This window comes from Streptomyces sp. NPDC096105 (assembly GCF_044763335.1).
In the GTDB taxonomy this organism is placed as follows: Bacteria; Actinomycetota; Actinomycetes; order Streptomycetales; family Streptomycetaceae; genus Streptomyces.
The window spans coordinates 246,255-272,561 of sequence record NZ_JBIWGC010000009.1 but is presented as its reverse complement, the minus strand read 5'-3'; the positions used below and the strand labels follow the sequence as shown (position 1 = coordinate 272,561).

The 26,307-nt window shown below is 71.9% G+C and carries 21 protein-coding genes and 1 pseudogene; 11 read left to right on the top strand and 11 right to left on the bottom strand.

The window, feature by feature from the left end; all coding sequences use genetic code 11:
* Positions 1–22 precede the first annotated feature (22 nt).
* From gabT to ACIQ8B_RS17410, 4 genes are all read left to right on the top strand, one after another.
* On the top strand, positions 23–1,357 hold the full coding sequence (gene gabT / locus ACIQ8B_RS17425; RefSeq protein WP_290006542.1) for a 4-aminobutyrate--2-oxoglutarate transaminase: 1,335 nt from the start codon (positions 23–25) through the stop codon (positions 1,355–1,357).
* Between the two features lie 441 nt (positions 1,358–1,798).
* Positions 1,799–2,416 carry a phosphatase PAP2 family protein gene (locus tag ACIQ8B_RS17420; protein WP_403547704.1) on the top strand — a complete coding sequence of 206 codons (618 nt, stop codon included), beginning with the start codon at positions 1,799–1,801 and terminating at the stop codon, positions 2,414–2,416.
* Positions 2,417–2,452: 36 nt separating this feature from the next.
* Positions 2,453–4,939, top strand: a complete 2,487-nt coding sequence (locus ACIQ8B_RS17415; RefSeq protein WP_403547702.1) for an McrB family protein — start codon at positions 2,453–2,455, stop codon at positions 4,937–4,939.
* Positions 4,940–4,991: 52 nt separating this feature from the next.
* Complete coding sequence (locus ACIQ8B_RS17410; RefSeq protein WP_403547700.1) at positions 4,992–6,221, top strand: McrC family protein; 1,230 nt, start codon at positions 4,992–4,994, stop codon at positions 6,219–6,221.
* 3 nt (positions 6,222–6,224) lie between these two features.
* Here the strand turns inward: ACIQ8B_RS17410 and ACIQ8B_RS17405 are convergent, their stop codons facing one another.
* The 7 genes from ACIQ8B_RS17405 to ACIQ8B_RS17375 all read right to left on the bottom strand — a co-directional run bounded on the left by ACIQ8B_RS17405 (position 6,225) and on the right by ACIQ8B_RS17375 (position 15,352).
* Positions 6,225–8,039 (bottom strand): chitinase, encoded by a 1,815-nt coding sequence (locus ACIQ8B_RS17405; RefSeq protein WP_403547698.1) that lies wholly within the window; start codon positions 8,037–8,039, stop codon positions 6,225–6,227.
* A 119-nt stretch (positions 8,040–8,158) separates the two neighbouring features.
* Positions 8,159–9,577, bottom strand: a complete 1,419-nt coding sequence (locus ACIQ8B_RS17400; protein WP_403547696.1) for an NAD(P)/FAD-dependent oxidoreductase — start codon at positions 9,575–9,577, stop codon at positions 8,159–8,161.
* Positions 9,578–9,615: 38 nt separating this feature from the next.
* The gene (locus ACIQ8B_RS17395; RefSeq protein WP_290006555.1) at positions 9,616–10,416 is read right to left on the bottom strand and encodes an ABC transporter permease; all 801 of its coding nucleotides are present in this window, start codon (positions 10,414–10,416) and stop codon (positions 9,616–9,618) included.
* Positions 10,417–11,346 carry an ABC transporter permease gene (locus ACIQ8B_RS17390; protein ID WP_403547693.1) on the bottom strand — a complete coding sequence of 310 codons (930 nt, stop codon included), beginning with the start codon at positions 11,344–11,346 and terminating at the stop codon, positions 10,417–10,419.
* Positions 11,346–12,515, bottom strand: coding sequence for an ABC transporter ATP-binding protein (locus ACIQ8B_RS17385; protein ID WP_403547691.1), 1,170 nt, complete (start codon positions 12,513–12,515; stop codon positions 11,346–11,348). The genes ACIQ8B_RS17390 and ACIQ8B_RS17385 overlap by 1 nt, the downstream gene beginning before the upstream one ends.
* A gap of 4 nt (positions 12,516–12,519) precedes the next feature.
* Positions 12,520–13,767, bottom strand: a complete 1,248-nt coding sequence (locus ACIQ8B_RS17380; protein ID WP_403547689.1) for a spermidine/putrescine ABC transporter substrate-binding protein — start codon at positions 13,765–13,767, stop codon at positions 12,520–12,522.
* Between the two features lie 49 nt (positions 13,768–13,816).
* A complete protein-coding gene (locus ACIQ8B_RS17375) occupies positions 13,817–15,352 on the bottom strand; it encodes a gamma-aminobutyraldehyde dehydrogenase (protein ID WP_403547687.1) in 1,536 nt (511 codons plus the stop codon).
* 220 nt (positions 15,353–15,572) lie between these two features.
* Between ACIQ8B_RS17375 and ACIQ8B_RS17370 the strand changes: the two are divergent.
* Positions 15,573–16,148: pseudogene (locus ACIQ8B_RS17370) on the top strand (NADAR family protein); the annotation flags it as partial.
* A 268-nt stretch (positions 16,149–16,416) separates the two neighbouring features.
* Here ACIQ8B_RS17370 and ACIQ8B_RS17365 read toward each other — a convergent pair.
* Positions 16,417–17,298, bottom strand: a complete 882-nt coding sequence (locus tag ACIQ8B_RS17365; RefSeq protein ID WP_403547685.1) for a hypothetical protein — start codon at positions 17,296–17,298, stop codon at positions 16,417–16,419.
* A 56-nt stretch (positions 17,299–17,354) separates the two neighbouring features.
* Here ACIQ8B_RS17365 and ACIQ8B_RS17360 point away from each other — a divergent pair, with 56 nt between their 5' ends.
* Complete coding sequence (locus tag ACIQ8B_RS17360; protein ID WP_106412210.1) at positions 17,355–18,521, top strand: adenosine deaminase; 1,167 nt, start codon at positions 17,355–17,357, stop codon at positions 18,519–18,521.
* A gap of 19 nt (positions 18,522–18,540) precedes the next feature.
* Positions 18,541–19,233 (top strand): glycerophosphodiester phosphodiesterase, encoded by a 693-nt coding sequence (locus ACIQ8B_RS17355; RefSeq protein WP_403547683.1) that lies wholly within the window; start codon positions 18,541–18,543, stop codon positions 19,231–19,233.
* On the opposite strand, the gene ACIQ8B_RS17350 is transcribed toward ACIQ8B_RS17355, so the two are convergent.
* The 3 genes from ACIQ8B_RS17350 to ACIQ8B_RS17340 all read right to left on the bottom strand — a co-directional run bounded on the left by ACIQ8B_RS17350 (position 19,228) and on the right by ACIQ8B_RS17340 (position 21,870).
* Positions 19,228–19,773, bottom strand: a complete 546-nt coding sequence (locus tag ACIQ8B_RS17350) for an HXXEE domain-containing protein (RefSeq protein WP_290006571.1) — start codon at positions 19,771–19,773, stop codon at positions 19,228–19,230. The genes ACIQ8B_RS17355 and ACIQ8B_RS17350 overlap by 6 nt on opposite strands.
* 9 nt (positions 19,774–19,782) lie before the next feature.
* The gene (locus ACIQ8B_RS17345; RefSeq protein ID WP_403547681.1) at positions 19,783–20,316 is read right to left on the bottom strand and encodes a hypothetical protein; all 534 of its coding nucleotides are present in this window, start codon (positions 20,314–20,316) and stop codon (positions 19,783–19,785) included.
* Positions 20,317–20,430: 114 nt separating this feature from the next.
* On the bottom strand, positions 20,431–21,870 hold the full coding sequence (locus ACIQ8B_RS17340) for a gamma-aminobutyraldehyde dehydrogenase (RefSeq protein WP_403547679.1): 1,440 nt from the start codon (positions 21,868–21,870) through the stop codon (positions 20,431–20,433).
* Between the two features lie 227 nt (positions 21,871–22,097).
* On the opposite strand from ACIQ8B_RS17340, the gene ACIQ8B_RS17335 reads away from it, so the two are divergent.
* From ACIQ8B_RS17335 to ACIQ8B_RS17320, 4 genes are all read left to right on the top strand, one after another.
* Positions 22,098–22,616 carry an Lrp/AsnC family transcriptional regulator gene (locus ACIQ8B_RS17335; RefSeq protein WP_290006577.1) on the top strand — a complete coding sequence of 173 codons (519 nt, stop codon included), beginning with the start codon at positions 22,098–22,100 and terminating at the stop codon, positions 22,614–22,616.
* Between the two features lie 2 nt (positions 22,617–22,618).
* Entirely contained in the window at positions 22,619–23,992 is a 1,374-nt protein-coding gene (locus ACIQ8B_RS17330) for an aspartate aminotransferase family protein (protein WP_290006579.1), read from the top strand.
* 218 nt (positions 23,993–24,210) lie between these two features.
* A complete protein-coding gene (locus ACIQ8B_RS17325; protein ID WP_403547677.1) occupies positions 24,211–24,960 on the top strand; it encodes an ABC transporter ATP-binding protein in 750 nt (249 codons plus the stop codon).
* Positions 24,942–26,264: a hypothetical protein gene (locus ACIQ8B_RS17320; RefSeq protein ID WP_403547675.1), complete on the top strand. Its 1,323-nt coding sequence runs from the start codon at positions 24,942–24,944 to the stop codon at positions 26,262–26,264. Before ACIQ8B_RS17325 ends, ACIQ8B_RS17320 begins: the two co-directional genes overlap by 19 nt.
* Positions 26,265–26,307 lie beyond the last annotated feature (43 nt).

Here is a 26,307-nt window from a genome sequence, read left to right as displayed (position 1 = left end):
TCACACCCCCCAGGAGCCCCGCATGACCGCACTTCCGCAGGAGCGCCGCGTCGTCACCGCCATCCCCGGCCCGAAGTCGCGGGAGCTGCAGGCCCGCCGTACCGCCGCGGTCGCGCAGGGCGTGGGCTCCGTGCTGCCCGTGTTCACCACGCGGGCCGGCGGCGGCATCATCGAGGACGTCGACGGCAACCGTCTGATCGACTTCGGCTCAGGCATCGCCGTGACCTCCGTCGGCGCGTCCGCCGAGGCCGTCGTCCGCCGCGCCTCCGCCCAGCTGGCCGACTTCACCCACACCTGTTTCATGGTGACGCCGTACGAGGGCTACGTGGCCGTGGCCGAGGCGCTCGCCGAGCTGACGCCGGGCGACCACGCGAAGAAGTCCGCGCTGTTCAACAGCGGCGCCGAGGCCGTCGAGAACGCCGTGAAGATCGCCCGCGCGTACACGAAGCGGCAGGCGGTCGTCGTCTTCGACCACGGCTACCACGGCCGCACCAACCTCACCATGGCGCTGACCGCGAAGAACATGCCGTACAAGCACGGCTTCGGTCCGTTCGCGCCCGAGGTGTACCGCGTGCCGGTCGCCTACGGCTACCGCTGGCCGACCGGCCCGGAGAACGCGGGCCCGGAGGCCGCCGCCCAGGCCATCGACCAGATGTCCAAGCAGGTCGGCGCGGAGAACATCGCGGCGATCATCATCGAGCCGGTGCTCGGCGAGGGCGGCTTCATCGAGCCCGCCAAGGGCTTCCTGCCGGCGATCAGCGCGTTCGCGAAGGACAACGGCATCGTCTTCGTCGCCGACGAGATCCAGTCGGGCTTCTGCCGCACCGGCCAGTGGTTCGCCTGCGAGGACGAGGGCATCGTCCCGGACCTGATCACCACGGCCAAGGGCATCGCGGGTGGTCTGCCGCTGGCCGCGGTCACCGGCCGCGCGGAAATCATGGACGCCGCGCACTCCGGCGGCCTGGGCGGCACCTACGGCGGGAACCCGGTGGCCTGCGCGGGTGCGCTCGGCGCCATCGAGACGATGAAGGAACTGGACCTCAACGCCAGGGCGAAGCGCATCGAGGAGGTCATGAAGGGCCGCCTGACCGCCATGGCGGAGAAGTTCGACGTCATCGGCGACGTCCGGGGCCGCGGCGCGATGATCGCCGTCGAGCTGGTCAAGGACCGCGCCACCAAGGAGCCGGCCCCGGAGACGACGGCCGCGCTGGCGAAGGCCTGCCACCAGGAGGGCCTGCTGGTCCTGACCTGTGGCACCTACGGCAACGTGCTGCGCTTCCTGCCGCCGCTGGTCATCGGCGAGGACCTGCTGAACGAGGGCCTCGACATCATCGAGCAGGCCCTCGCCCGCGTCTGATCCGGCATCGGGGCAGGTGGACCGCCCGGCCCCCTGCCCCCGTCGTCCGGATCCGGACGGCGGCAGAGCGTGTGAAGAACGTGTGCGGGGTGGATGACAGGATGCCGTGGGCCCTGTCGCCGGGCCACCCCCTGCCGTAGGTTTCTCCCCGGATGAGAGATACACCCCCGCCCACAGGGGACTGTGGGCGGCTCAGGCCGGGGCCTCCCCAGCTTCGACCTGGTCGTGCCTCGCGCACACAGCCGGGGCCCGCGGGCCCCGGGTCTCCTCACGATCGGACGGTCGCCCGCCCCAGACCCCCCGGGGCGCGCGGCGTTCCGATCCGGACGGCCGTCCGGGCACCGGACACGGCAAGCCGTTCCCCGGAGGGCCGGCGCACACCCCCCCTTTGCGCCGGCCCTCCGGTGCGCCCGCACCCTCCCGCCTGCGAAGCTGTCCCGCATGCTGCTGCTGGTCGTGCCGCTCCTCCTCTTCCTGCTGATCACCTGGCAGGTCCTCGCCGACGGTCCGCTCCTCGACCTGGACGAGCGCCTGAGCGACGCGCTGGTACGTCCCGACCGGGCCTCCGAACTCCTCGCCGACCTCGGCGACGTCGAGGTCGCCGTGCCCGTCCTGGCGCTCGCGCTGGCCGTGACGGCGTGGCGGCTGCGCGCCACAGGTATGGACCGCTGGTGGCTCCCGCCCGCCGCCGGGGCGGCGGCCATGATCCTGGTCCCCGTCCTGGTCGCCCCGCTGAAGGCCTGGACCGACCGCCCCGGCACCCCCGCCGTCCCCCCGGCGACCGGCTACTACCCCTCCGGCCACACCGCCACGGCGATGGTCGCGTACGGCGCGGCGACCCTGCTGCTCCTCCCGCTGCTCGGGTCGCCGGCCGTCCGGCGAGGACTGGTCGCACTGTGCGGCGTCCTGGTCCTGGGCGCCTCGTACGGGCTGGTGCGCCGGGGGTACCACTGGCCGCTGGACGTGGTGGGGAGCTGGTGCCTGTCGATGATCCTCCTCCATGCCCTGTCCGTGGTCGCCGCGCGATACGGTCAGGTAGCACGACAGCACGAGGAGTAGCCGGTCGCGGGGCCACCGGGACCAGGGGAGGGCGTCATGACGGACGAGCACGAGCAGGTGACGGTCACCTTCGAGAACCGCGACTACGCTCTCACTCGGTCACCCGGGGAAGTGATCCTCCCCCAGTACGGCCGCAAAATCCACCACGATCCCGGGTGCGGGCACCTCACCGACGGCCACCGGCTCCCCCGCTTCCCTGACCCCGGCCGGTTGCTGTGGCGTCGGCTGATCGACTCCGCGCCGTCCCACGACCTCGACGGCCGTGCCGACTTCGCCCGGTCCGTCAACCTGCTCGGCGGAAACGGTCAGCCGCTCGTCAGCGTCTGCAGTTGCGTCCTGCGCCCCATCTCACCGCGCCAGGCCGCCACCATGCGCCCCTGGCCCTTGGACGAGGCGGTCGCGGCCTTCGACCGTGACGGCCGCACCGGGGAACTGGACGCCATGAAGGCCGCGGCGCGGCAGGTGAACGAGGAGTTCCCCTGGGAGGACTGGCCCACCCTGCCGCTGGAGCGCTACGCCCTGGGCCAGGGCGACAGCGCCCGCACCCGCCCCTACTGCTACCTCCTTGAGTTCGGCACCAAGGCGTTGGGCACCATCGCGGGCGGCTCCTCGGCCAAGCACCTCATCTACCGGCGCAGCCGGGACGGTTCCTGGTGGCATGATGCGCGCTACGCCGACGAGCAGGAGGCCTGGCGGGAAGTGCGGGCGGGGATCATCGCCGCGGTGACCGCCGCACGTGAGGGCCGGATCGCCGACATCGACACCATCGACGCGATCCGCTCGGGACCCTCCCTGGTCGCCAAAACCCTGCGGGTCTACGCGCCGGACGTCTCGCTGCCGGTGTACGGCAACGACGTCGTCCGCCACTTCCTGCAACGGCTGACGGGGGAACCTGCGCCCAAACTGGAGCGGTTCGCCATGCTGGCGCGGCTCAAGGAGGTCATCGACGCCGACGAACGCTTCCGCGGCTGGTCGTACGACCTGGTCGTGCTCTTCCTGTACTGGTGGTCCGATCCGTTCCGGACCCAGCAGATCGTGAAGGTCGCCCCGGGCGGGGACGGCTCGGTGTGGGGCGAGTGCCGTGCGGGCGGTTATGTCGCAGTCGGCTGGGACGACGTGGCGGACCTGCGGTCGTACGCGGACAAGGACGAGTTCCAGGCAGCCTTCAGCTCCGCGTACGCGGAGAAGTACCACGGCAACCGGTCCAGGATTGCGAGCAAGGCCGACGAGTTGTGGAAGCTGCTGAGTCTGCGGCCGGGTGACCTCGTCGTCGCGAACAGGGGCACCAGCGAGGTTCTGGGCGTGGGCCGGATCGCCGGGGACGGCTACGTGTGGCGTGAGGACCGTGCGGAGTTCCGGCACACCGTGCAGGTGGAGTGGGAGGAGAGCCACGCGGGACGACTGGAGGAACCGGAGCGGTCGTGGGCGACCGTCACCGTCAAGGATGTGCCCGCCTCCCTGTGGAACAGGATCCGGCGCGCGAAATCCGCGCCGCTGGCCCTCGAGGACGATCAGGTGCCGGACCCTGCCGACACCGCTCCCGCCCAGCCCCTCGACGGTGCGCTGTCCACCCTCGCGGACGCGCTCGACCGGCGGGGTCAGGCGGTGCTGTACGGCCCTCCGGGCACCGGCAAGACGTACACCGCTCTGCGCTTCGCGGTGCGCTGGCTTGGGGAACTGTCGGCCGACCTGCCGGACGTGGACCCCTATGCCGAACCGGGCACCGCGCCGTTCAGGCGGACGCTCGACGCCCTGACGGAGTCCGGACGACTGACCACGGTCACCTTCCACCCGAGCTACGGCTACGAGGACTTCGTCGAAGGCTTCCGCCCGGTGAGGGGCGGTACGGGCAGGGACGGTCTCGTCCTGAACCTGGTCGACGGGGTCTTCAAGCGAGTGTGCCAGGCAGCGGCAGCCGACCCCGGGCATCCCTACCTGGTGATCGTCGACGAACTCAACCGCGGGAACCTGCCGAAGATCTTCGGTGAACTGATCACGCTGTTGGAGAAGGACAAACGCGGCCACCGGGTGCTGCTGCCGCTCAGCCAGGAGCACTTCTCCGTGCCGGAGAACCTGTGTCTCGTCGGCACCATGAACACCGCCGACCGCTCCATCCGGATGCTGGACGCGGCCGTGCGCCGTCGCTTCGCCTTCCTGGAGCAACTGCCCGACTCCGGTGCTCTGCAGGGCTGTCACGTGGAACAGCTCCATCTGGCCGACCTGCTCGACGGACTGAATCAACGGGTGCGCACCCACCTCGACCGCGAGAAGCAGATCGGACAGGCGTTCTTCCTCCCGAACGGCGCCCCGGTCGACTCGGTGTCCGCTCTGGCGGCGATCGTCCGCGACGAAATCCTGCCGCTGCTCCAGGAGTACGCATTCGACGACTACTCCCTGCTTGCGTCCTTCCTCGGTGAAGGGCTGGTCGACCTCGTGGCGCATACGGTGCGGGAGCTCAGTGACGAGGGACTGGTCAAAGCCCTCTACAACGAGTTCCAGGTCATGGACGGAGCGGCGGAGTAGACCGGTGCGAACGTTGGAGCTGCGCGAACACCAGACGCGGATCGTGTCGGGAATGCGCCTCGGACCGGCCGACCGCGCGCGGTGCGAGAACGATCAGCTCTCGGCCCGGGTGCACATCCGGGAACTGGCGGGCGAGCGTCTGGAGGTGACCGCGGGCGCCTGCGTGGGGGTTCTGCGGCTGGACGCCTTGGAGATCCGGATCCGGCCCAAGTACCTGGGCACGGAGCTGGACGTCCTGCGCATGCTGGAATACGCGGCCGGCCGGGACGGCATGCTGGACGCGTCACGCACCGTCCTCGGCGGCGCTCCCCACCTGCGCGATCTGGTGGCACTGTTGGTGACCGAGGAGTGCGAGCGCATCCTGGCCCACGGGGTACGCCGGGACTACGTCACGGTCGAGGACGACCTCCCGGCCGTCCGGGGCCGTCTCCTCGTCGACCGGCAACTGCTGCGCCACCACGGCAGGATGGACCGGCTGGCCTGCCGTTTCGACGAGCACGACGCCGACATCGTGGACAACCGGCTGTGCGCCGCGGCGGTCGACCTTGTCGCACGCACCGCCGACTCGTCCACCGTGCGTGCCCGGGCACGCCGCGCCGCCACCCGGTTCGCGCAGATGGCCCCCACGCCCCTGGGCGATTTCCGCACCGCGTGGGAGAGCCTCGGCCACCACCGGCACAACGCGCACTACCGGAGTGCCCACCACTGGGCGGCCCTGCTGCTCTCCGGAGGCGGCATCGACGGTCTCTTCGCCGCCGGCCCCCTCGCCTCGCGGGCCCTGCTCATCGACATGAACGCCCTGTTCGAGGCATTCGGCGTCCGGGTGCTGCGGGAGGCGGCCGCAGGCACCGGATGGGTGGTGCGCGAGCAGTCACGGCACCGGGGAGTCCTGTTCGACGAGCGGTCCGGGCGTTCCTACGGAGAGGTGCGCCCGGACCTCCTGCTGTCGGGAACCGTCGACGGGGTGTCACTGCGGCTGCCCGTGGACCTCAAGTACAAGCTGTACGACGACAGGAAGCTCGCCTCGTCGGATCTCTACCAGGCCGCTCTTTACGCACACGCTCTGGCTCGGCGGCCGTCGGGCGACCCGCCGACCTGCGTGCTGATCCACCCCGGCAATGCCTCGACGGCACGGCAGAGTGTCGCCGTCCGGCGGTTCGACGGCGCAGTGTCGGCCCGGGTGCGGTCCGTCTCGCTGCATCTGCCCACGCTGCTCGGCACCCCGGAAGGCACCGAGCAGCGTGAGCTTCTGCGGAAGGTGTGGCACGCGGTGGCCGGGTGACGGTCAGCCGAAGTAGCCGTCGAACGTCCGCTGGAACTCCCAGCCGCCGAAGCGGTCCCAGTTGATCGACCAGGTCATCAGGCCGCGCAGGGCCGGCCAGGTGCCGTGGGGGGTGTAGGAGCCGCAGTCGGTGCCTTTCGTCAGGCAGTCGAGGGTCTTGACGACCTCGGCCGGGGACACGTGGCCGTTGCCCGCGTGGACGGTGGCCGGCATGCCGATGGCGACCTGGTCGGGGCGCAGCGGCGGGAAGACGTTGTTCGCGTCGCCGGCGACCGGGAAGCCGGTGAGCAGCATGTCGGTCATGGCGATGTGGAAGTCGGCGCCGCCCATGGAGTGGTACCGGCCGTCCAGGCCCATGATCGGGCCGGAGTTGTAGTCCTGGACGTGCAGCAGGGTGAGGTCGTCGCGCAGGGCGTGGATGACCGGGAGGTAGGCGCCCGCGCGCGGGTCCTGCCCGCCCCAGGGGCCGCTGCCGTAGAACTGGTGGCCGAGCTGGACGAAGAAGGTCTCCGGGGCCATGGTCAGGACGAAGTCGTCGCCGTAGCGGGCCTTGAGGGTCCTCAGGGCCGAGATCAGGTTGACGATCACCGGGGTCCTCGGGTTCCTGAAGTCGGTGTCGCCGGTGTCCAGGGAGAGGGAGTGACCCTCGAAGTCGATGTCCAGGCCGTCGAGTCCGTACTCGTCGATGATCTTCGAGACGGAGGAGACGAAGGTGTCGCGGGCGGCGGTCGTCGTCAGCCGGACCTGGCCGTTCTGGCCGCCGATGGAGATCAGCACCTTCTTGCCCGCCGCCTGCTTGGCCTTGACCGCCGCCTTGAACTCGGCGTCGCTCTCCACACCCGGGCACTCCGCCGCCGGGCAGCGCTCGAAGCGGATGTCGCCGGAGGTGACGGAGGTGGGCTCGCCGAAGGCCAGGTCGATGACGTCCCAGCTGTCGGGCACGTCGGCGAGGCGGGTGTATCCGGAGCCGTTGGCGAAGCTCGCGTGGAGGTAGCCGACCAGGGCGTGGTCCGGGAGGCCGGAGTCGCCGCCGCCGGAGTCGGGCGTGGTGGTCGTCGCGGTGACGGTCGCCGAACGGGCCGACTCCCCCGCGTCGTTGAGGGCGGCGACCTGGAAGGCGTACGCCGTCGAGGGCGACAGGCCGGTGACGGTCGTGGAGGTGCCGGTGACGGTGCGGACCTTGGCCCCGTCGCGGTAGACGGCGTAGGAGGTGGCGCCCGCGGCCGGTGACCAGGACAGGGAGACGCTGGTGGCGGTCGCTCCGGACGCCGTGAGGCCGGTGGGCGGGGCGGGCGGCCGGCCGGTCTCGCCGCCGGGACCGGTGAGGGTGATGTCGTCGGCGTGGTAGGCGCCGGTGCCGTACCAGCCGTGGGTGTAGATCGTGACCCGGGTGGTGGAGGGGCCGGTGCGGAAGGTGGTCGTGAGCTTCTGCCAGTCGGGGGCGGACTGGGTCCAGGCGGAGACGTCGGTGGTGCCGGTGCCGCTCGCGCCGAGGTGGACGTAGGCGCCGCGGACGTAGCCGGAGAGGGTGTACGAGGAGTCGGGCTTCACCGTGACGGTCTGGGCGCAGCGGGCGTTGTCCGACCCGGCCGGGGTGGCCTTCAGCGCGGAGGCGCCGCTGCGGACGGGTGAGGTGACGGTGGTGCCGGCCGGGCAGGACCAGCCGTCGAGGCCGGTCTCGAAGCCGCCGTTGCGGGCGAGGTCGGCGTCGGCCGCGCGGGCGGCCGGCGTCAGGGCGGTGACGCCGGCCGCGGCGAGCGCGGTGGCGGTGAGCAGGGCGGCGAGGGGGCGGCGGGCGTGGGGTCTGGCGCGGTCCACGAGGGCCTCCGGGCAGGGGGGAGTTGGAGGGGTGGAGCGCGCTCAATTTGGTCCAGACCAATCCCCCTGTCAAGCCCCCGCGCAGGCCCCGCTCGTGCCCGGCGCGGCCCGCCCGCCGCTCAGCTGTCGAAGCCCAGCCCCAGCCGGTCCATCGTCCGCAGCCACAGGTTGCGCCGCCCCTGACGGGCGTCCGCCCTGGCCAGCGACCACTTGGTGAGGGCGATGCCGGTCCAGGCGAACGGCTCCGGCGGGAACGGCAGCGGCTTGCTGCGCACCATCTCCAGCTCCGTGCGCTCGGTCCGCTCCCCCGCCAGCAGGTCCAGCATCACCTCCGCCCCGAACCGCGTCGCGCCGACACCGAGCCCGGTGTAGCCCGCCGCGTACGCGACCCGGCCCGCGTGGGCGGTGCCGAAGAACGCCGAGAAGCGGGAGCAGGTGTCGATCGCGCCGCCCCAGGCGTGGGTGAAGCGCACCCCCTCGAGCTGCGGGAAACAGGTGAAGAAGTGACCCGCGAGCTTGGCGTACGTCTCCGGCCGGTCGTCGTGCTCGGCGCGCACCCGGCCGCCGTACGGGTAGACCGCGTCGTAGCCGCCCCACAGGATCCGGTTGTCGCGGGAGAGCCGGAAGTAGTGGAACTGGTTGGCGCTGTCACCGAGTCCCTGGCGGTTCCTCCAGCCGAGGGAGGCGAGCTGCTCGTCGCTGAGCGGCTCGGTCATCAGGGCGTAGTCGTAGACCGGGACGGTGTAGGGGCGGACCCGGCGCACCAGGCTGGGGAAGACGTTGGTGCCGAGCGCGACCCGGTGGGCGCGGATCGCGCCGTACGGGGTGCGGACGGACATGCCGGCGCCGTACTGCCGGAGGGTGAGGGCGGGGGTGTGCTCGTACACGCGCACCCCGAGGTCGAGGCAGGCGCGCTTGAGGCCCCAGGCCAGGCGGGCCGGGTCGAGCAGGGCGACGCCCCGGCGGTCGTGGAGCCCGGCCACGAAGGTGGGCGAGTCGACCTGCTCGCGGACCGCGTCGGCGTCCAGGAACTCGATGCCGTCGGCGAGGCCACGGGCGCTGATCTCGTCGTACCAGGCGCGCAGTTCCTCCGCCTGGTACGGCTCGGTGGCGACGTCGATCTCGCCGGTGCGCTCGAAGTCGCAGTCGATGGAGTGGCGGGCGACCGTCTCCTCGATGGCGTCGAGGTTGCGGGCGCCCAGCCGCTCCAGGGTGTGGATCTCGTCGGGCCAGCGGGCGAGCCCGTTGGCCAGTCCGTGGGTGAGGGAGGCGGCGCAGAACCCGCCGTTGCGGCCGGAGGCGGCCCAGCCCACCTCGCGGCCCTCCACCAGCACCACGTCCCGTGAGGGGTCGCGCTCCTTGGCGATCAACGCGGTCCACAGTCCGCTGTAGCCGCCGCCCACGACCAGCAGGTCGCAGGTGACGCGGCCGGTCAGGGCCGGCTCGGGGCCGGGGCGGCCGGGGTCGTCCAGCCAGTAGGAGACCGGCCGGGCCTCGGAGAGGGACTGCGTCCAACGGCTCATGGCGCTCGAGGCCATGATCTCAACTCCCTACTGCGGACTGTGGTGCCCGGTCGCTATGCCTTCTGCCGTCGGCGGCGGTTGCCGACCGCCATGGAGACCAGCACCAGCAGCACGGCGACCACGAACATGGCCGTGCCGATGACGTTGATCTGGACGGGCGTGCCGCGCTGCGCGGAGCCCCAGACGAACATCGGGAAGGTGACGGTCGAACCGGCGTTGAAGTTGGTGATGATGAAGTCGTCGAAGGACAGGGCGAAGGCGAGCAGCGCGCCCGCCGCGATGCCGGGGGCGGCGATCGGCAGGGTGACCCGCAGGAACGTCTGCACCGGGCCGGCGTAGAGGTCCTGCGCGGCCTGTTCCAGGCGTGGGTCCATCGACATCACGCGCGCCTTCACGGCGACCACGACGAAACTGAGGCAGAACATGATGTGGGCGATCAGGATCGTCCAGAAGCCCAGCTCCGCCCCCATGTTGAGGAACAGGGTGAGCAGCGAGGCCGCCATCACCACCTCGGGCATCGCCATCGGCAGGAAGATCAGCGAGTTGACCGCGCCGCGGGCGCGGAAGCGGTAGCGCACGAGCGCGAACGCGATCATCGTGCCGAGCAGCGTGGCGCCGAGCGTGGCCCAGAAGGCGATCTGCAGACTGAGGCCGAGCGACTCGCACAGCCCCGAGACCCCGCACGGGTCCCGCCACGCGTCGGTGGAGAACTCCTGCCACTGGTAGTTGAAGCGCCCCTTCGGCCGGTTGAGGGAGAACACCGTGACGACGACGTTCGGCAGCAGGAGGTAGGCGAGCGTCAGCAGGCCCGCGATGACGACCAGGTTGCGCCTGAACCACTTGACGAAGGCCATTTAAACCAGATCCTCCGTGCCGGACTTGCGGATGTGGACCGTGACCACGGCGAGGACCGCGGCCATCAGGATGAACGAGAGCGCCGCGGCCGTCGGGTAGTCCAGGATCCGCAGGAACTGCGACTGGATGACGTTGCCGGCCATCCGGGTGTCGGTGGAGCCGAGCAGGTCCGCGTTGATGTAGTCGCCGGACGCCGGGATGAAGGTCAGCAGCGTGCCGGAGACCACGCCCGGCATCGACAGCGGGAAGGTGACCTTGCGGAAGGTGGTCGACGGCTTGGCGTACAGGTCGCCGGCGGCCTCGTGCAGCCGGGGGTCGATCCGCTCCAGCGAGGTGTACAGCGGAAGGATCATGAACGGCAGGAAGTTGTACGTCAGACCGCACACCACCGCGAGCGGGGTGGCGAGCACGCGGTCGCCGGCGGTCCAGCCGAGGAACGCCGTGACGTCCAGGACGTGCAGCGCGTCGAGGGCGCCGACCACCGGGCCGCCGTCGGCGAGGATCGTCTTCCAGGCGAGGGTGCGGATCAGGAAGCTGGTGAAGAACGGCGCGATCACCAGGATCATGATCAGGTTGCGCCAGCGGCCCGCCCGGAAGGCGATCAGGTACGCCAGCGGGTAGCCGAGCAGCAGGCACAGCACGGTCGCGGAGGCCGCGTAGAGCACCGAGCGGACGAACTGCGGCCAGTACTCGGACAGCGCGTCCCAGTAGGTGGCGAAGTGCCAGGTGACCTCGTAGCCCTCCTCCAGGGAGCCCGTCTGCACGGACGTGGAGGCCTGGTAGATCACCGGCAGCGCGAAGAACACGACGAGCCAGAGCAGACCGGGCAGCAGGAGCAGGTACGGTGTCCGGCGCCCGCGTTTGCGCGGCGGTTCCTTCTCGGGGGCGACGGGCGCCGGCATCGGCGGCGCCTCGGTGACCGTGGCCATCAGGCGACCTCTTCCCCGACCGTCTCGACGCCCGCGTCGATGTCCTGGGCGGCGTCCAGGCCGAAGGTGTGCGCCGGGTTCCAGTGCAGGACGACCTCGGCGCCGGGCACGAGCCGCGGGTCCCGGTCGACGTTCTGCACGTAGACCTCGAAGTCGGGGCAGACCGGGCTGTCGACGACGAACTGCGTGGAGACGCCGATGAAGCTGGACTCGGTGATCCGGCCGGTGATCCGGTTGCGGCCCTCGGGTATCCCGCCGGCGTCGTCGGCGTGCGTGAGGGAGATCTTCTCCGGGCGCACCCCGGCGAGGATCCTGCCGCCCGTGGTGGTGAGCGCGCTGGTGCGGGCCCGGTGCAGCACCAGCTTGCCGCCGCCCGCCTTGAGCACGATGTCGTCGCCGGACGTGGCGTCCACCTCGGCCTCGATGAAGTTCGACGTGCCGAGGAAGTTGGCGACGAAGGTGGTGCGCGGGTTCTCGTACAGGTCGGCGGGGGTGCCGAGCTGCTCGACCCGGCCGGCGTTCATCACCGCGACGCAGTCGGCCATGGTCATGGCCTCCTCCTGGTCGTGGGTGACGTGCACGAAGGTGATGCCGACCTCGGTCTGGATGCGCTTGAGCTCCAGCTGCATCTGGCGGCGCAGCTTCAGGTCGAGGGCGCCGAGCGGCTCGTCGAGGAGCAGCACCCTGGGGTGGTTGATCAGCGCGCGGGCGACCGCGACGCGCTGCTGCTGGCCGCCGGAGAGCTGGTGCGGCTTCTTGCGCGCCTGCTCGCCGAGCTGGACCAGCTCCAGCATCTCCTCGACCTGCTTCTTCACGCTCTTGATGCCGCGCCGGCGCAGGCCGAAGGCGACGTTCTCGTAGATGTCGAGGTGCGGGAAGAGGGCGTAGGACTGGAAGACCGTGTTCACCGGCCGCTTGTACGGCGGCAGCGCGGTGACGTCCTGGTCGCCGAGGCGGACGGTGCCCGCGGTGGGCTCCTCCAGGCCGGCGATCATGCGCAGGGTGGTGGTCTTGCCGCAGCCGGACGCGCCGAGCAGGGCGAAGAAGGAGCCCTCCGGGACGGTCAGGTCGAGCGGGTGCACGGCCGTGAAGTCGCCGTAGGTCTTGCTGATCCCGGTGAGGCGGACGTCACCGCCGCCGGCCGTGGTGGTCTCTTCGGTGGTCTTCATCTCGTCACGCCCCCGTGAGCTTCGCGAACTTGCCCTCGAACGCCGTCTCTTCCTCGGAGCTCAGCGAGCGGAAGGCACGGGACTTGGCCTGCATGGCGCTGTCGGGGAGGATCAGCGGGTTGTTCGCCGCGTCCTCGTCGAGCTTCGCGAGCTCCTCCTTCACCCCGTCGACCGGACAGACGAAGTTGATGTAGGCGGCGAGCCGGGCGGCCGGCCGCGGCTCGAAGTAGTAGTCGATCAGGCGCTCGGCGTTCGTCTTGTGCCGGGCCTTGCCGGGGATCAGCATGTTGTCGCTGGAGAGCATGTAACCGCTGTCCGGGATGACGAAGCCGATGTCCGGGTTGTCCGCCTGGAGCTGGACGACGTCACCGGCCCACGCGACGCACGCGGCGAGGTCGCCCTTGGTGAGGTCCGAGGTGTAGTCGTTGCCGGTGAAGCGGCGGATCTGCCCCTTGTCGACGGCCTTCTGCAGCCGGGCGAGGGCCGCGTCGTAGTCGTCGGCGCTGAAGGACCGCGGGTCCTTGTCCATGTCCAGCAGCGCCATGCCCATGGTGTCGCGCATCTCGGTGAGCAGCCCGACCCGGCCCTTGAGCTTCGGGTTGTCCAGCAGGTCGGAGAGGGTCTTCACCTCGACGCCGTCGAGCGCCTTCTTGTTGTACGCGATGACGGTCGCGATGCCCTGCCAGGGGTACGAGTAGGCGCGGCCCGGGTCCCAGTCGGGGTTCCGGTACGACGGGGCCAGGTTGGCGAAGGCGTGCGGGAGGTTCGACGCGTCGAGCTTCTGCACCCAGCCGAGGCGGATCAGGCGGGCGGCCAGCCAGTCGGTGAGGACGATGATGTCGCGGCCGGTGTCCTGGCCCGCGGCGAGCTGCGGCTTGATCTTGCCGAAGAACTCGGTGTTGTCGTTGATGTCCTCGGTGTACGTGACCTTGATGCCGGTGCGCTTCGTGAACGCCTCCAGCGTGGGGTGCCTGCGCCCGCTGTCGTCGGTGTCCATGTACTCGGTCCAGTTGGAGAAGGTCACGGTCCTCTCCTTCGCCGAGTGGTCCTCCGCGGGGACGCCGCCCCCGGTGTTTCCCGCCGGGGGGATGCCGCAGGCGCTCAGCGCGCCCAGGCCGCCGGCCGCGAGCGCGCCGCCCGCCGAGGCGCGCAGCAGGGAACGGCGGGTGAGGGCAGCCCTGCCGTTGCGGAGACTGCGCCGTATCGCGGCCTGCTGGACCGGCGAGAGGCGGTCGGGCTCGTACTGCTCCATGCGCGTGGTGCCCTTTCGGGAAGTGGCCGCGGGTCGGGCGGCCTGGCTGCTATCGGTCCCCGAAGACGGTGCGGTGCCAGTCCTTGCGGACCACCGCCGTGTTGTCGAACATGACGTGCTTGATCTGGGTGTACTCCTCGAAGGAGTACGCGGACATGTCCTTGCCGAAGCCGGACGCCCGGTAGCCGCCGTGCGGCATCTCGCTGACGATCGGGATGTGGTCGTTGATCCACACGCATCCCGCCTTGATCTCGCGGGTGGCCCGGCCCGTGCGGTACACGTCACGGCTCCAGGCGGAGGCGGCGAGCCCGTACGGGGTGTCGTTGGCGAGCGCGATGCCCTCGTCGTCGGTGTCGAAGGACAGGACGACCAGCACCGGACCGAAGATCTCCGACTGCACGGCCTCGCTGTCCTGCGCGGCGTCGGCGATCAGCGTGGGGCGATAGTACGCGCCGCCGGCCAGCTCGCCCAGGGGTGTCTCCCCGCCGGTCACCACGCGCGCGTAGGCACGCGCGCGGTCGACGAAGCCGGCCACCCGGTCGCGCTGGGCGTGGGAGACCAGCGGGCCGAGGTCGGTGCCGGGGGCGAAGGGGTCGCCCAGCCGGACGGTCTCCATCAGCGCGGCGGTGCGCTCCACGAAGGCGTCGTACAGCGGGCGCTGCACGTACGCGCGCGTGGCGGCGGTGCAGTCCTGGCCGGTGTTGATGAGCGCGCCCGCGACGGCGCCGTGGACGGCCGCGTCGAGGTCGGCGTCGTCGAAGACCACGAAGGGCGCCTTGCCGCCCAGCTCCAGGTGGAGGCGCTTGACGGTGGCGGTGGCGATCTCGGCGACCCGCTTGCCGACGGCGGTGGAGCCGGTGAAGGAGGTCATGGCCACGTCGGGGTGGCCGACCAGGCGCTCGCCGGCCTCCTTGCCGGTGCCGGTGACGATGTTGACGACGCCGTCCGGGATGCCGGCGTCGGTCGCGGCCTGCGCGAAGAGCAGCGAGGTCAGCGGGGTGAGCTCGGCGGGCTTCAGGACGACGGTGTTGCCCGCGGCGATCGCCGGGAGGATCTTCCACGCGGCCATCTGCAGCGGGTAGTTCCAGGGGGCGATGGATCCCACGACGCCGATGGGCTCGCGGCGGACGTAGGAGGTGTGGTCGCCCGAGTACTCGCCGGCCGACCGGCCCGCGAGGTGGCGGGCGGCGCCGGCGAAGAAGGCGATGTTGTCGATCGTGCCCGGCACGTCGAACTCACGGCTCAGCTTCAGCGGCTTGCCGCACTGCAGCGACTCGGCGCGGGCGAAGTCCTCCGCCCGCTCGGCGACCACGGCGGCGAACCGGTGCAGGGCGTCGGAGCGCTCGCCGGGGGTGGCGCCGGCCCAGCCGGGGAACGCCTCCCGGGCGGCGGCGACGGCCGCGTCGACGTCGTCGGGCCCGGCGAGGCCGTAGGTGTACACCTGCGCGCCGGTGGCCGGGTCGACCACGGAGTGGGTCCGTCCCGAGGTGCCCTCGGCGAGACGGCCGGCGATGAACTGCGCGCCGTCCGCGAACCGTTCACGGGCCGGGAATCGTTCCTGCGTGGTGCTGCCGGGGTTGTGCATGTCGCTCTCCTCCGTGTCCCCGAGGGGGGCGGCGTGGCTCCAGCTCGATGTGAGTGCCGATCCTGACAGAGCAGAGGCACTCCAACAAGTGATTCCGTTGTTGCCATTTGGTTACGCGACGGAATCTGTCGACCAGGTGTCGAGCGGCAACGGAAAAGGCAGGACGGAGTGTCAGTGGCGCCTGTGAGACTGCTCTGGCACAGATCGACATCGGGGGGTGATGGCCTTGGGCGGAACCGTACGAGCGGTGGCTTCCAGGGAGGCGCTGATCGAGGCGGTGCGGGCCGGGGAGCGGGTGAAGTACCTGCACTTCTGGGGGCACCGGCCGCTGCCCGACGGCCGCATCGGGGCGAGTTGCCTGAGCCAGTGGTGGCCGGCGCCGTTCACCGTCGACGGCGTGGAGTACGCGACCGCCGAGCACTGGATGATGGCGGCCAAGGCACGCCTCTTCGGCGACGCCGAGGGCGAGCGGCGCGTGCTGGCCGCCGCACATCCCTCCCAGGCGAAGAAGGCGGGCCGCCTGGTCCGCGGCTTCGACGAGGAGACCTGGCGGCGGGAGCGGTTCGGGATCGTGGTGGAGGGCAGCATGCACAAGTTCGCGGCTCATGAGGGGCTGCGGTCTTTCCTGCTGGGCACGGGCGAGCGGATTCTGGTCGAGGCCAGCCCCGTTGATCGTGTGTGGGGCATAGGCCTCGCGGCCGGCGACGAGGCGACCCACGACCCGACCCGCTGGCGCGGCCCCAACCTGCTGGGCTTCGCGCTGATGGAGGCACGCAGGCGGCTGAGGGAGGCGGCGTGGGCCGCGGGGGGAGCGGAGGCCGCGGAGCAGGGGCGGCGGGTCCGTCGCCCCTCCGTGCGCACCGGCGCCGGCGGCAGCCCAAGGGGGTGGGGGCCCCGGTGCCGGCCGCGGGCGGCGCCCTGGTGAGCGCGGCGGCCACGCACCGGGGGCGCCCCGCCCTTCCGACGGTGCGTCCCGGGTCGCCTCCCGACGGGCCGCGTCCGGTGCCGGCCGCGTCGGCGCCGCAGGCGCGAGCCCCGGCCGTCGGGCCGTCGGGCCGTCGGGCTCAGGTGACCAGGACGACGACACCCAGGATGAGAGCCAGCGCGCTGCCGACGGCTCCGCAGATGATGCCCGCCAGGGCCTGCCCCGCGTTCGTGGCCTCGCCGCGGCTCGCCTTGCCGCGGCCGATCGCGCCGAAGATCACCGCAAGGACGCCCAGCGCGATGGCCACCGGCCAGAAGCAGAACCCGGCCGCCGCGATGATCCCGAGGACCAGGGAGGAGACGCCCATGCCGTTGCTCGGCAGGGGCGGCATCCCGGTCCAGCCGGGGTGTCCTTGGGCGGGCGCACCGGCGTACCCCGCGTGCGGATAGCCGTAGGGGAGCTGCCCCGGCCCTTCCGGACCGATGGGCGGCGGCGGGACGGCCGCGCCGGCCGCCGGGGACGCGAACGGGTCGGCGGCCTGCGGCACGGGCGCGGCCGCTGCCGCTGCCGCTGCCGAAGGACCTGTCCACGGACTCCCGTAAGGCCCGGGTGTGGACGCGGGCGCGGGCGGGGCCGGGTTCGAGGCCGTCGGGAAGGACGTCACCGTCTCCTGGGCGTGCACCGAGGACGTGCCGGACGCCGCCCGGTCGTGCACGGTGGGCGCCGGCCACGGCGAGATCCCTCCCGCCACCACGGTCCCGCCCGGACCACCGGAGGCCGGCGCACGGTCCCCGGGCAGCGCCCAGGGGTCGGACGCGGGCGTCCCGGCGTCCCGTGTGTCCGCCGCGGCACGCCCCGTCTCCGTGGTCCGCGCGTCCACCAGCGAACCGTCCTGGGGGGCCACGTGCGGCGCCCCGCCGTCGGCCGGTGCCGGCCACACCTCGGGGGCGGACGAACCCGCCGGAGGCGTTCCGTCCCCCGTGCGGTCCCGAGCCCCCGGCGCCGGTGCGTCGTCGGACATGCGCTGCGACCCCTTCCTCGGACGAACCGTCATGGTACGGCCCGCGCCCGTCCCGCGTGCGCCCGGCCTACGATGATCCCCGCACCGTCGATCAGCCGATCACCCGCGTCCCGCCGCGTCCCGGCCCGGGACGCCGTTCCCGGGGAGGAACCTTGACCGACCGCCACGCCCCCGCGGCCACCGCCGGACAGGTCCGTGACCTGCGCGCCTTCATCGCCGGGCTGCCCAAGGCCGAACTGCACGTGCACCACGTCGGCTCCGCCTCCCCCCGCATCGTCTCGGAACTGGCCGCCCGCCACCCCGACTCCAAGGTCCCCACCGACCCCGAGGCCCTGGCCGACTACTTCACCTTCACGGACTTCGCGCACTTCATCGAGGTGTACCTGTCCGTCGTCGACCTGATCCGCACCCCCGAGGACGTGCGGCTGCTGACGTACGAGGTGGCCCGTGAGCTGGCCCGGCAGCAGGTGCGGTACGCCGAGCTGACCATCACCCCGTTCTCCTCCACCCGCCGTGGGATCGACGCGCGCGCCTTCATGGACGCGATCGAGGACGCCCGCAAGGCGGCCGAGAGCGAGCTGGGCACCGTGCTGCGCTGGTGCTTCGACATCCCGGGCGAGGCCGGCCTGGAGGCGGCCGAGGAGACGACGCGGCTCGCCACCGACGACCGGCTGCGCCCGGAGGGCCTGGTCTCCTTCGGCCTGGGCGGCCCCGAGATCGGCGTGCCGCGCCCGCAGTTCAAGCCGTACTTCGACCGGGCCGTCGCCGCCGGGCTGCACTCGGTGCCGCACGCGGGCGAGACCACCGGTCCGGAGACGATCTGGGACGCGCTGAACGAGCTGGGCGCCGAGCGCATCGGCCACGGCACCAGCGCCGCGCGGGACCCGGAGCTGCTGCGGCACCTCGCCGAGCGGGGCATCCCGCTGGAGGTGTGCCCGACCTCCAACATCGCCACCCGCGCGGTCGCCACCCTGGACGAGCACCCGATCAAGGAGTTCACCCGGGCCGGCGTGCTGGTGACGGTCAACTCCGACGACCCGCCGATGTTCGGCACCGACCTCGCCACCGAGTACGCGGTCGCCGCCCGGCTGCTGGACCTCGACGAGCGGGGCCTGGCGGACCTGGCGAAGAACGCGGTCGAGGCGTCGTTCCTGGACCCGGCCGGCAAGGCGCGGCTGGCGGCGGAGATCGACACCTACACCGCCTCCTGGCTCGCCTCCTGACCACCCGCGAAGGGCCCCCATGCAGAACGTGACCGCCGTGGCCCACCGCGGAGACCCGTACCGCGTCCGCGAGAACACCCTGGCCTCCCTGCGCTCCGCGATCCGGCGGGGCGCGGACGCGGTCGAGATCGACGTACGGCTCACCCGGGACGGCGTCCCGGTGCTGCTGCACGACGCGACGCTCGCGCGCCTGTGGGACCACGACCGTCCGCTGGCGTCCCTCACCTGGAGCGAGGTGCGCGAGGTGACGGACGGCGGGGTGCCCGCCCTCGCCGACGCGCTGGCGGCGACCGGCGGCAGCCGGATGATGATCGACCTGCCCGGCGCCCCGGGCGAGCGCGCCGTGCGCCGGATCGTGGACGTCGTCCGGGAGCAGGGCGCCCAGGACCGCGTCTACTACTGCGCGGGCGCCCCCGCCATGCTCGCCGTGCGGGCGGTGGACCCGGCCGCGGAGATCGCGCTCACCCACACCTCCCACGCCCCGGTGCGCGCCGGGCTCCTCGAGGCGGTCCGGCCGCGCTGGCTCAACTACCGCTTCAGCGTGGTGGACCGGGCGCTCGCGGAGCGCGTCCACCGCGACGGCTGCCTGCTGTCCGTGTGGACCCCGGACACCCGTCGCTCCATGCGCCGCCTGCTGGCCGCGGGGGTGGACTCGATCACCACCAACCGCGTCGACGTCCTGTGCGCGCTGCGCGACCGCGTCACGTCATGACGACCGGTGGCGTGCCGCTCCGAGCAGCCGGCGCGCCACCACGTGCGACGCGACCGTGGCCGCCCCCGCGGCCGCCAGGCCGGCCACCGCGTCACGGGGACGTGCGGGACGCAGCACGCCCGCCCGGCGCAGCCGGCCGCGCGCCCACAGCGTGAACGGCAGGACGACCAGCGGCGAGGTCACGGAGCCGGGGGTGTAGCCGCGTACCGCCGCGGCCTGCGCCATGTGCATCACCCCGTGCAGTCCGAAGCCGGTCAACGCGGCCTGGTAGAAGCCGGATCGCCCTCCGCTCAGCCGCCCGGCGGCCGACGCGGCCCCGACGACGGCCCCCATCACGCCGACCGCCGCGGTGAATTCGGCCGCCCCCATGGTCTCGGCCCGCCGCCACACCGGCTCCGGCACCTGCGGGAACCGCCGCCGCAGCTCGGGCACGTTCTTCCGCAACCACCCCGGCACGGTGGCCAGTTCCTCGAGATCGTGCACGGCCCAAGCGCCCAGGAGCCCCCACGTGACGGCTCCGCCCACCTGTTCACCCCTCATGCCCTCAACCTATCGAGCGGGAGCGGCGGACACCCCGGGGACGAGGTCCGCCGTGAGCGCCTCGAGCCGCTTGATCTTGCTCCGGACCACGTACAGCGGGATCGCGCCGAACACGCCGAACGCCATGTCGACGACGCTCCACCAGAAGGGGATGCCGCGGACCGGCCCGCAGATCAGGGCGAGCGGGATGACGCCGGCGCAGGCGATCAGGCCGAACTCCACGACCCAGATGTTGCGTACGGGGTCGCGGTAGGGGCCGAGGAAGGCGACCGCGATCACGAGGTGGGCGAAGGCCAGCCAGTCGGTGCCGTAGAGCAGGAAGGGGTGGTCGGCGTCGGCCGCGTCGAGTCCGTCCCGTACGCGCTCGATCCACTCCATGAGGCCGGGGAGGTGCTCGGGAACGCCGAGGGACCGCGACACCTCCTCGGTCCAGCGCAGTTCGTGCACCAGCGGGAAGGCCGTGACGCCGCTGAGCACCAGGCAGACGACGAAGAACACCAGCCAGACGCGAATGCCCTTGAGGAGGGCGGCTCTGTCGCTCATGGCGGAAGCGTACGTCTGGAGTTGAACATGTTCAAAAGTGTGGCCGGACGTCGTGCGGACACACGTCGGCCCCGGACGGTGCGGTGCACCGTCCGGGGCCGGACGTCCCGTGCGTCAGCCGTCCAGCGAGGTCATCACGTGCTTGATCCGCGTGTAGTCGTCGAAGCCGTAGGCCGACAGGTCCTTGCCGTGGCCCGACTTCTTGAAGCCGCCGTGCGGCATCTCGGCGACCAGCGGGATGTGCGTGTTGATCCACACGCAGCCGAAGTCCAGCTTCTTGGACATCCGCATCGCGCGGGCGTGGTCCCTGGTCCACACCGACGAGGCCAGCGCGTACTCCACGCCGTTGGCGTACGCGACGGCCTGGTCCTCGTCCGTGAAGGACTGGACGGTGATGACCGGCCCGAAGACCTCCTTCTGGATGATCTCGTCGTCCTGCCTGAGGCCCGAGACGACGGTCGGCGCGTAGAAGTAGCCCCGGTCGCCGACCCGCTTGCCGCCGGCCTCCACGCGCGCGTGGGCGGGCAGCCGCTCGATGAAGCCCTCCACCTGCTTGAGCTGGTTCGGGTTGTTGAGCGGCCCGTAGAGGACGTCCTCGTCGTCGGGCATGCCCGTCTTGATGTCGGCGGCGGCCTTGGCGAGCGCCCGGACGAACTCGTCGTGGACGGACTCGTGCACCAGCACGCGCGTGGCGGCCGTGCAGTCCTGCCCGGCGTTGAAGTAGCCGGCCTCGGAGATGCCCTCGACGGCCTTGGCGATGTCGACGTCGTCGAAGACCACGACCGGGGCCTTGCCGCCCAGTTCCAGGTGGACCCGCTTGAGGTCCTTGGAGGCGGACTCGGCGACCGCCATGCCCGCGCGCACCGAGCCGGTGATGGAGGCCATCGCCGGGGTCGGGTGCTCGACCATCAGACGGCCGGTGTCGCGGTCGCCGCAGACGACGTTGAAGACGCCCTTGGGAAGGATCGAGCCGAGGATCTCGGCGATGAGGACGGTGGAGGCCGGAGTGGTGTCCGACGGCTTGAGGACGACCGTGTTGCCCGCGGCGATCGCCGGGGCGAACTTCCACACGGCCATCATCATCGGGTAGTTCCACGGCGCCACCTGGGCGCAGACGCCGACCGGCTCACGGCGCACGAAGGAGGTCAGACCCTCCATGTACTCGCCGGCGCCCTTGCCCTCGAGCATCCGCGCCGCGCCCGCGAAGAAGCGGATCTGGTCCACCATCGGCGGGATCTCCTCGGTGCGGGTCAGCCCGACGGGCTTGCCCGTGTTCTCCACCTCGGCGGCGATCAGTTCCTCGGCGCGCTCCTCGAAGGCGTCCGCGATCTTCAGCAGCGCCCTCTGCCGCTCGGCCGGGGTGGTGTCGCGCCAGCCGGGGAAGGCCTCGGCCGCGGCCGCCATCGCGGCGTCCACGTCCGCGGGACCGGACAGCGGAGCGGTCGCGTACGCCTCGCCGGTCGCGGGGTTGACCACCTCGGTGGTCCGTCCGTCGGCGGCGTCCCGGAACTCACCGCCGATGTAGTTGCGCAGACGACGCAGCTCGGTGCTCACTGCAGGTCCTCCTGGTGTTCCTCGTGGGTGCCCGAGGTGTCGGGCGTGTGATGCCCGAGGTGTCGGGTGTGTACGGGTCGAGGTGTCCAACCTCTGAGACACCCACCCTAGACGGACGGCTGACGTTTTCAACACCCCCGCTCCCTCCGCATCTGCGAAATCCGCACGCATAGGCTTCATCGACAACGGATTTCATCGATCGATCCTTGCGAAACTGCCGATACGTCGTGCACAGTGATCCCGTGGCCAGTCGAAGCGCAGACCCCAAGGACTCCCGCGAGTCCAAGAACGGCGGCGGACCCCAGTTGGACGCCGTCTCCCTCGCCATCATCGAGCAGCTCCAGGAGGACGGCCGCCGGCCGTACGCCGCGATCGGCAAGGCCGTCGGCCTGTCGGAGGCGGCGGTGCGTCAGCGCGTGCAGAAGCTGCTCGACCAGGGCGTGATGCAGATCGTCGCCGTCACGGACCCGCTCACCGTGGGCTTCCGCCGGCAGGCGATGGTCGGCGTCAACGTCGAGGGGGACGTGGAGGCCGTCGCCGACGCGCTGGCCGCGATGGCCGAGTGCGAGTACGTGGTGATGACCGCCGGCTCCTTCGACCTGATGGTCGAGATCGTCTGCGAGGACGACGACCACCTGCTGGAGGTCATCAACAAACGCATCCGGGCCGTGCCCGGCGTGCGCTCCACCGAGAGTTTCGTCTACCTCAAGCTCAAGAAGCAGACCTACATGTGGGGAACCCGATAATCGTGAGCACCGACACCCCCAAGGACCTCAGCAGGTCCGCGTACGACCACCTGTGGATGCACTTCACCCGCATGTCGTCGTACGAGAACGCTCCCGTCCCCACCATCGTCCGCGGTGAGGGCACCCACATCTACGACGACAAGGGCAAGCGCTACCTCGACGGTCTCGCGGGCCTGTTCGTGGTGCAGGCCGGGCACGGCCGGCAGGAGCTGGCCGAGACCGCCGCCAAGCAGGCGCAGGAACTGGCGTTCTTCCCGGTGTGGTCCTACGCCCACCCCAAGGCCGTGGAACTCGCGGAGCGGCTCGCGCACGAAGCCCCCGGCGACCTGAACAAGGTCTTCTTCACCACCGGCGGCGGCGAGGCGGTGGAGACCGCCTGGAAGCTCGCCAAGCAGTACTTCAAGCTGACCGGCAAGCCGACCAAGTACAAGGTCATCTCCCGCGCGGTCGCCTACCACGGCACCCCGCAGGGCGCCCTGTCCATCACCGGCCTGCCGGCCCTCAAGGCCCCCTTCGAGCCGCTGGTGCCGGGTGCGCACAAGGTGCCGAACACCAACATCTACCGGGCGCCGATCCACGGCGACGACCCGGAGGCGTTCGGCCGCTGGGCCGCCGACCAGATCGAGCAGCAGATCCTCTTCGAGGGCCCGGACACGGTCGCCGCGGTGTTCCTGGAGCCCGTGCAGAACGCGGGCGGCTGCTTCCCGCCCCCGCCCGGCTACTTCCGGCGGGTGCGCGAGATCTGCGACCGGTACGACGTGCTGCTCGTCTCCGACGAGGTCATCTGCGCCTTCGGCCGCCTCGGCACCACCTTCGCCTGTGACAAGTTCGGCTACGTACCGGACATGATCACCTGTGCCAAGGGCATGACCTCGGGCTACTCCCCGATCGGCGCGTGCATCGTCTCCGACCGGCTCGCCGAGCCGTTCTACCAGGGCGACAACACCTTCCTGCACGGCTACACCTTCGGCGGCCACCCGGTGTCGGCCGCGGTCGGCCTCGCCAACCTAGACCTGTTCGAGCGCGAGGGCCTCAACCAGCACGTGCTCGACAACGAGGGCGCGTTCCGCTCCACCCTGGAGAAGCTGCACGACCTGCCGATCGTCGGCGACGTCCGCGGCAACGGCTTCTTCTACGGCATCGAGCTGGTCAAGGACAAGGCGACCAAGGAGTCCTTCGACGCCGACGAGACCGAGCGCGTGCTGTACGGCTTCCTGTCCAAGAAGCTGTTCGAGAACGGCCTGTACTGCCGTGCCGACGACCGCGGCGACCCGGTCATCCAGCTCGCGCCGCCGCTGATCTCCCACCAGGAGACCTTCGACGAGATCGAGCAGATCCTGCGCGCGACCCTCACGGAGGCGTGGACGAAACTGTAGGCCGTCCGTGGTACCGATCTTCTCTTTGAATGATCAACACCGGCCCCGGTGCCGTCCGTTCGAGTGAGAAACGGCGGCCCGGGGCCGCGTGCTGTCCTGCCGCCCGCCACCGCCTGCCTAGCGTGCCCAGTGACCGATCGGCCCGCCTTTCGTTCCCCCGGACGGGGGAATTACCCGACGAACGCACGGCATTTCCGATCCGAACCGAGGTGTACGCCATGGTGGCCCCACCGGACAACGACGTGCTCTGGGCGCGCGCCCTGCGCTTCCGGCACGACGACGGCTCACCCGGCCTGAGCGGGGTCTCGCTCGGCGTCCGGGAAGGCGAGATCCTCGCCGTCTCAGGCCCGCGCGGCAGCGGCAAGTCGACCCTGCTGCGCTGTCTGTCCGGCCTGGTACCCGCGAACGACGGCGAGGTCTGGTTCAACAGCGTGCCCGTGCACACCATGGGCCCGGCGGCCCGGGAGCGGCTGCGCCGCGACCGGTTCGGCTGGATCGACCCGGCGCCGGTGCTGGTGCCGGAGCTGAACGTCTGGGAGAACGCCGCGCTGCCCCTCATGCTGCGCGGCACCGGCCGGCGCCGCGCCAAAGCCGCCGCCCTGGAGTGGCTGGAGCGCCTCGACGTCGGCGACCGGGCGCGCAGGCACCCCGTGGAGCTGACGCACGCGGAGCGCCAGCGGGTGTGCATCGCCCGTGCGCTGGCCCCGGCGCCCTCGGTGCTGTTCGCCGACGAGCCGACCGCCCCGCTGCACCGCGTCGACCGCGCCCACGTGCTGCGCACCCTCACCACCGCGGCCCGCTCGCACGGCATCACGGTGGTCCTCGCCACGCATGACGCGCAGACCGCCGCCCTCGCCGACCGCACGGTGTCGCTGCTCGACGGGCGGTGCGTGCGGACCGTGCACCTCCCCCCGGTCTCCGGACCGGCCGAGTCGGAAGGCCGGGCGGCGTGCTCGCTCTCCGTCTGAGCCTCGGGGCCCAGCCCGCCGTCCAGGTCCGCCGGCTCCTCGTCGCCGGCGCCTCGGCCGGCACGGGCTTCCTGCTGCTGAGCGCCCTCGGCCACGCGCTGAGCCGTTCCGACCCCGCCGCCTCCGCGCTCCGTCTGGCCTGGTGCGCGGCGCCGCTGGCGGCCACGGTCCACCTCGCGGTCGCGGTCGCCCGCACCGACCCGGCGACCCGGCCCCGGCCCGGTCTCTCGGCGGTCGGGCTCGGTCCCGTCAAGCTGATGGCGGTCTCCGCGGCGACCACGGCCGTGTCCTGCGTCCTGGGTTCCGTGCTGGCGCTGCTCGTCTTCCTCCAACTGCGCGGCGACCTGACCGGCACGCCCCTGGGCGGGGACGCGAGGGAGTTCCTGGCCGCCGGACGTCCCCTGCCGCTGCCGGCCGCGCTGACCCTGCTGGCCCTGGTGCCGCTCAGCGCGTCGGCGGCGGTGGCGGTGACGCTGCGGCCGCGCGAGCCGGTCACGGGCGCGGGCCGGGCGGCACGGGCGTACGGCCGGTTCGGCGCGTACCGGCGCACTCCGGTGCTGGAGTCCTTCGGCGCCTACGGGCGGTTCGGCCGGCAGCTGGGTGCCGCCGCGCACGGGCGGCGCACGACCGCGGAAGCGCCCGGCCGGGAGCAGGGGGACGCTCAGGCCGGGTCGGCCGGGGCGTCCGGCGCGGAGACCGCCGACGCCGTCGTCCCGCCCGCCGTGCCGACCGCGGCCCCGTCGGGGGCGCCGTGGGGCGTCGCGGTGCTCGCGGTGGGGGTGGCGGTGGAGGCTCTCCTGAGCCGTACCGGCTCCGAGGACGGCCCGGCCGCGTTCCTCGGACTGGTCCTGACCTCCCTCGGTCTGGCCCTCGTCGGCCCCGGGCTCACCCATCTGTGCGGGCGGCTGCTCCAGACGGTGCGGCCGGGCGCGCTGCGGCTGCTGGCCGGGCGGGTGCTGATGACGGAGGCGACGCGCATCGGACGCCCGCTGGGGGTGGTCTGCGCGGTGGTGTCGGCCGCGTACGCGATGGCGTCGCTGCACGGCCGGCACGACCCGTCGGCCGGTCCGCTCGTGGTGCTGGGTGTGCTGCTGGTGGCCGGCTGCACGGTGGCGACGCTGCTCACGGCGGCCGTCGAGGCGAAACAGGCGCACGCGGACACCACCGCCTCGCTGCGGCGGCTGGGGGCGCCCGCGGGGACGCTGCGCCGGGCCGCCGCCCTGCGCGCGGGTGCGCTGTTCGCCCTGTTCGGGCCGCTCACCGTGGCGGTGGCCCAGCTGTCGGCGTGGCCGCTGGGCAGCTGAGCGGAAGAGGCCGGGCGAAGAGGGCCGGGCGAAGAAAGTCGAA

Excerpts from the sequence above, each read along its gene's own strand:
- gabT (WP_290006542.1), top strand. The coding sequence starts at position 23 with ATGACCGCACTTCCGCAGGAGCGCCGCGTCGTCACCGCCATCCCCGGC.
- ACIQ8B_RS17420 (WP_403547704.1), top strand. The coding sequence starts at position 1,799 with ATGCTGCTGCTGGTCGTGCCGCTCCTCCTCTTCCTGCTGATCACCTGG.
- ACIQ8B_RS17415 (WP_403547702.1), top strand. The coding sequence starts at position 2,453 with ATGACGGACGAGCACGAGCAGGTGACGGTCACCTTCGAGAACCGCGAC.
- ACIQ8B_RS17410 (WP_403547700.1), top strand. The coding sequence starts at position 4,992 with ATGCGCCTCGGACCGGCCGACCGCGCGCGGTGCGAGAACGATCAGCTC.
- ACIQ8B_RS17400 (WP_403547696.1), bottom strand. The coding sequence starts at position 9,577 with ATGGCCTCGAGCGCCATGAGCCGTTGGACGCAGTCCCTCTCCGAGGCC.
- ACIQ8B_RS17395 (WP_290006555.1), bottom strand. The coding sequence starts at position 10,416 with ATGGCCTTCGTCAAGTGGTTCAGGCGCAACCTGGTCGTCATCGCGGGC.
- ACIQ8B_RS17390 (WP_403547693.1), bottom strand. The coding sequence starts at position 11,346 with ATGGCCACGGTCACCGAGGCGCCGCCGATGCCGGCGCCCGTCGCCCCC.
- ACIQ8B_RS17385 (WP_403547691.1), bottom strand. The coding sequence starts at position 12,515 with ATGAAGACCACCGAAGAGACCACCACGGCCGGCGGCGGTGACGTCCGC.
- ACIQ8B_RS17380 (WP_403547689.1), bottom strand. The coding sequence starts at position 13,767 with ATGGAGCAGTACGAGCCCGACCGCCTCTCGCCGGTCCAGCAGGCCGCG.
- ACIQ8B_RS17375 (WP_403547687.1), bottom strand. The coding sequence starts at position 15,352 with ATGCACAACCCCGGCAGCACCACGCAGGAACGATTCCCGGCCCGTGAA.
- ACIQ8B_RS17365 (WP_403547685.1), bottom strand. The coding sequence starts at position 17,298 with ATGTCCGACGACGCACCGGCGCCGGGGGCTCGGGACCGCACGGGGGAC.
- ACIQ8B_RS17355 (WP_403547683.1), top strand. The coding sequence starts at position 18,541 with ATGCAGAACGTGACCGCCGTGGCCCACCGCGGAGACCCGTACCGCGTC.
- ACIQ8B_RS17350 (WP_290006571.1), bottom strand. The coding sequence starts at position 19,773 with ATGAGGGGTGAACAGGTGGGCGGAGCCGTCACGTGGGGGCTCCTGGGC.
- ACIQ8B_RS17345 (WP_403547681.1), bottom strand. The coding sequence starts at position 20,316 with ATGAGCGACAGAGCCGCCCTCCTCAAGGGCATTCGCGTCTGGCTGGTG.
- ACIQ8B_RS17325 (WP_403547677.1), top strand. The coding sequence starts at position 24,211 with ATGGTGGCCCCACCGGACAACGACGTGCTCTGGGCGCGCGCCCTGCGC.